The organism is Leucobacter sp. M11 (assembly GCF_035726885.1).
Taxonomy (GTDB): Bacteria; Actinomycetota; Actinomycetes; order Actinomycetales; family Microbacteriaceae; genus JAPFRB01.
This window is the reverse complement of sequence record NZ_JAPFRB010000002.1, coordinates 102,476-106,158: the sequence shown is the minus strand read 5'-3', so window position 1 is coordinate 106,158 and position 3,683 is coordinate 102,476. Positions and strand designations below refer to the sequence as shown.

Here is a 3,683-nt window from a genome sequence, read left to right as displayed (position 1 = left end):
GGAGACACAGCGCTTTCACGACAGCTTGACAGTCGCGGCACAGTCCCGGGCGGATACACTGAGCGTATGGAAGGCTTCTGGATCCCACTCCTCATCGTTCTCGGACTGCTCGCGATCATCGGCGTGTACGTCTGGGTCACCTACAACTCCTTCGTCAAGCTCGCCGTGCGCGTGGACGAGGCCTGGAGTGACATCACGGTGCAGCTCAAGCGCCGCGCCGATCTGCTCCCGAACCTGATCGAGACGGTCAAGGGTTACGCGGCGCACGAGCAATCCGTGTTCGCCGAGGTCACGAAGGCCCGCGCCGAAACGCTGTCCGCGGACGGCCCGGCCGAGGCCTCCGTCGCCGAGGGCCACATGCAGTCGGCGCTGAAGAGCATCTTTGCGGTCGCGGAAGCCTACCCCCAGCTGCAGGCCAGCCAGAACTTCCTCCAGCTACAGTCCGAGCTCGTGGACACCGAGAACAAGGTGCAGGCCTCGCGCCGCTTCTTCAACGGCGGCGTGCGCGAGCTCAACACCAAGATCAAGATGTTCCCGAACAACCTGCTCGCGCGCCCCATGGGATTCGCCGAGAAGGAGTTCTTCGAGGTCGAGAACGTGGCGGCGATCTCCGAGCCGCCCCGCATCCAGTTCTAAGGACCCCGGTCCACCGGGCCCCGGCCCGGACCCCCCAGCACCGTTTGACCCCGCCGCAGGGCGGGTCCCGTCCGAAGGTTCGACATGTACAGCGCAGCGCGGAAGAACAAGATCAACACGGTCCTGATCGTGCTGTTCTTCGTCGCCATCATCGGGGGCCTGGGCTGGCTCGCCGCCTGGATCTACGACAGCCCGAGCATCGTCATTATGACGCTCGTGTTCGCCACGCTGTTCGCCGTTTTCCAGTACTTCATGGCGGGCAAGCAGATGACCGCGATGAGCGGGGGCCAGCGCATCGAGCTGGCCGATAACCCGCGCCTCTACCGGATCGTCGAAAACCTCTGCATCACGACGGGGACCCCGATGCCCGAGGTCTACATCATTAATGACCCCGCCCCGAACGCGTTCGCGACCGGGCGCGATCCCGAGCACGCGATCGTCGCCGCGACCACCGGCCTGCTCGACATCATGACCGACGCCGAGCTTGAGGGCGTCATGGCGCACGAGATGGGGCACGTCCGCAACTACGACATCCGCGTCTCGATGATCGTCTACGGCCTCGTGGTCGCCATTGGCATGCTGGCCGACATGATGATGCGGATGGCGTTCTTCGGTCGCAACAACCAGAACCAGAACCCGCTCATGCTGGTCTTTGGCCTCGTCGGCATGCTCGTCGCGCCGATCATCGGCACGATCGTGCAGCTGGCCGTGTCCCGGCAGCGCGAGTACCTCGCCGACGCGACCGGCGCGCTCACGACCCGGCACCCGGAGGCGCTCGCGAGCGCGCTGCACAAGCTCTCCGAGTACGGCCGCCCGCTCCAGCGCCAGGACTCGAGCATGGCGCACCTCTGGATTGCCGACCCGCTCAAGCCCGGCCTCATGAAATCGCTGTTTGCGACCCACCCGCCCCTGCCGGAGCGCATCAAGCGCCTCCTGGCGATGGGCGAGAAGTTCTAACCGGCGGTCGCCCCGTGCGTCCCCGCCCGCCGGCGCTCGCGGCGGTCGCCCTGCTGCTGGCGTTCGCGCTGACGGGGTGCGCCGCGCCCGTGCCGTCCTGGGACCCCGCCCCCGCGGCGGGGCTCGACACGGCGGACCGGGCCGCCCTCGCCGGGGTGCCCGACCGGGCCGCCGAGGCGGTCGGCGTGCGCGACCCCGACGCCGTTGACTGCTGGCTGCCGAGCGCGCACCCCGTCGACCCCGCCGCGACCGTGCTGGGCAGCGACGAGGCGGCCCAGGAAGCGCCTGCGGACGCTGCGGCCCCGGGCCCCGCCGAGGCGGCCTTCCGCGTGCTCTGCCGGGTGAGTTTCGCCGAGGCGGGGGAGTCCCGCTGGCGCGACGCGATCTGCCTGGGGGACCCGGCCCGCTCCCCGGCGGTCGCGGGGTGCTACATGTGGGCCTACTACGAGGGGGCCCCGGGCTTTCCGGACGAGGCCGCCGTTCGCCTCCCGATCCCCGCCGCGAGGTGAGCCGCTGCGCGTCACGCCCGGAGACAGGCGCGGAACCTGAGTGCCCGCCACGGGGGAACCACGGGGAAATGGTCCAATCGAGTTTCGCGAAAGTGGACTATGTGTCTGGGCCAATCCCGCGGATACGATGAGTCGGTGTGGGGTGTGTCCACACGAGTTCGCCGCACAGAAAGACCGCCGATGGCCCCCTCCGCTTCCCGATCCCGCTCGTCCCGCCTCCGCCGTACCTCGGTCGCCCTGCTCGCCGGGGTGGCCCTGCTCGCCACCGCGGGCTGCGCGGCCCGCGGTGACGCCCCCGCCGCGAGTGGCTCGGGCCAGGGCGATTCCGGCGAGGTCACCCAGTTCGCCATCGTCACTCCGGAGAAGGAATCCGACCACGGCTGGAACCAGCGCGGCCTGGTCGGGGCACGCGAGGTCGCCAACGACCTCGGGCTCACCCTCGACGAGTACGAAAACGTCGGCTATGACAACACCGAGAAGATCCTCGGCCAGGTCGCCGAGGCCGACAACCAGCTCCTCATCGCGCACGCCTCCGGCTTCAACACCCCGGGGGTCCGCGTCGGCGAATCCTCCGGGGTCCCCACGCTCGTGGTGGACTACGAGAACAACGTGCCCGGCTCCGTCGGCACCGTGATCACCCGGGCCGAGGAGGGCGGCTACCTCGCCGGGGTCGCCGCCGCCGAGAGCACCGAGACCGGTGTGCTCGGCATCGTCGCCTCCGCCGACAGCCTGAACTGGTTCCAGACCGCGGGCGGCTTCGCCCAGGGGGCGTACAGCGTGAACCCCGATCTCACGATCGTGATGACCTACATCGGCCCCGCCTCCTACGGCGACTCCGCCGGGGGCAAGGCCGCGGCCACGCAGGTGATCGCCGCGGGCGCCGACGTCATCATGGGCATGGGCGACGGGGCCACCCTCGGATACCTGCAGGCGATCGAGACGAGCACCGAGGCACACCCGGTCCGCTACATCGCCACGCTCGGCGACGTGAGCGAGATCGTGACGAGCCCGGACACCGTGCTCACGAGCGTGCTCTGGGACTTCTCCGACGCGTACCGGGCCGCGATCGAGGACGTGAACGCCGGAACCTTCGGCGAGCGCACCTACGAGCTGAACGTGGCCAACGGCGGGCTCTCGCTCCAGGAGAGCGCGCAGCTGAGCACGGCGGCCCTCGCCGCCGTGGAGGCCGCCTCCGCCAAGATCGCGGACGGCACGGTCACCGTGGCCCCGTCCACGACCAAGGACGAGGTGCAGCAGCGCATCGACGGCAAATGAGCGCGACTGCGCCAGCCGAACTCGCGGTGAGCGGGCTCGCCCGCCGCTACGGCGCGGTCCGCGCGCTCGACGGGGTCGACCTCAGCCTCCGGCCGGGGGAGGTGCACGCCCTCCTCGGTGAGAACGGGGCCGGGAAATCCACCCTGGTTGGTGCGCTCGCCGGGATGGTGCGCCCGGACGCCGGGCAGATCAGCCTCGGCGCTCGGCCCCTCGCGCTGCGCGCCCCGGCGGAGGCGCGCCGGGCGGGGATCGGGGTGCTGTACCAGCACAGCTCGCTCGTGCCCGGGCTCGGGGCGGTGGAGAACG

Annotated in this window: 5 protein-coding genes; all 5 read left to right on the top strand. The window is 70.2% G+C overall.

The features are described 5' to 3' along the window. Positions 1-66 precede the first annotated feature (66 nt). Entirely contained in the window at positions 67-636 is a 570-nt protein-coding gene (locus tag OOT08_RS04615) for a LemA family protein (protein WP_325091390.1), read from the top strand. Between the two features lie 84 nt (positions 637-720). Then, positions 721-1,593, top strand: a complete 873-nt coding sequence (locus OOT08_RS04610) for a M48 family metalloprotease (RefSeq protein WP_325091389.1) — start codon at positions 721-723, stop codon at positions 1,591-1,593. Positions 1,594-1,607: 14 nt separating this feature from the next. Further along, entirely contained in the window at positions 1,608-2,102 is a 495-nt protein-coding gene (locus OOT08_RS04605) for a hypothetical protein (protein WP_325091388.1), read from the top strand. A 180-nt stretch (positions 2,103-2,282) separates the two neighbouring features. Next, positions 2,283-3,377 carry a BMP family ABC transporter substrate-binding protein gene (locus OOT08_RS04600; protein ID WP_325091387.1) on the top strand — a complete coding sequence of 365 codons (1,095 nt, stop codon included), beginning with the start codon at positions 2,283-2,285 and terminating at the stop codon, positions 3,375-3,377. Further along, the coding region (locus OOT08_RS04595) for an ATP-binding cassette domain-containing protein (protein ID WP_325091386.1) at positions 3,374-3,683 on the top strand (310 nt) is incomplete at its 3' end. The genes OOT08_RS04600 and OOT08_RS04595, both read left to right, overlap by 4 nt.

What these genes read in the sequence shown, in the direction of transcription:
- OOT08_RS04615 (WP_325091390.1), top strand. Translation starts at nt 67, where the DNA reads ATGGAAGGCTTCTGGATCCCACTCCTCATCGTTCTCGGACTGCTCGCG.
- OOT08_RS04610 (WP_325091389.1), top strand. Translation starts at nt 721, where the DNA reads ATGTACAGCGCAGCGCGGAAGAACAAGATCAACACGGTCCTGATCGTG.
- OOT08_RS04600 (WP_325091387.1), top strand. Translation starts at nt 2,283, where the DNA reads ATGGCCCCCTCCGCTTCCCGATCCCGCTCGTCCCGCCTCCGCCGTACC.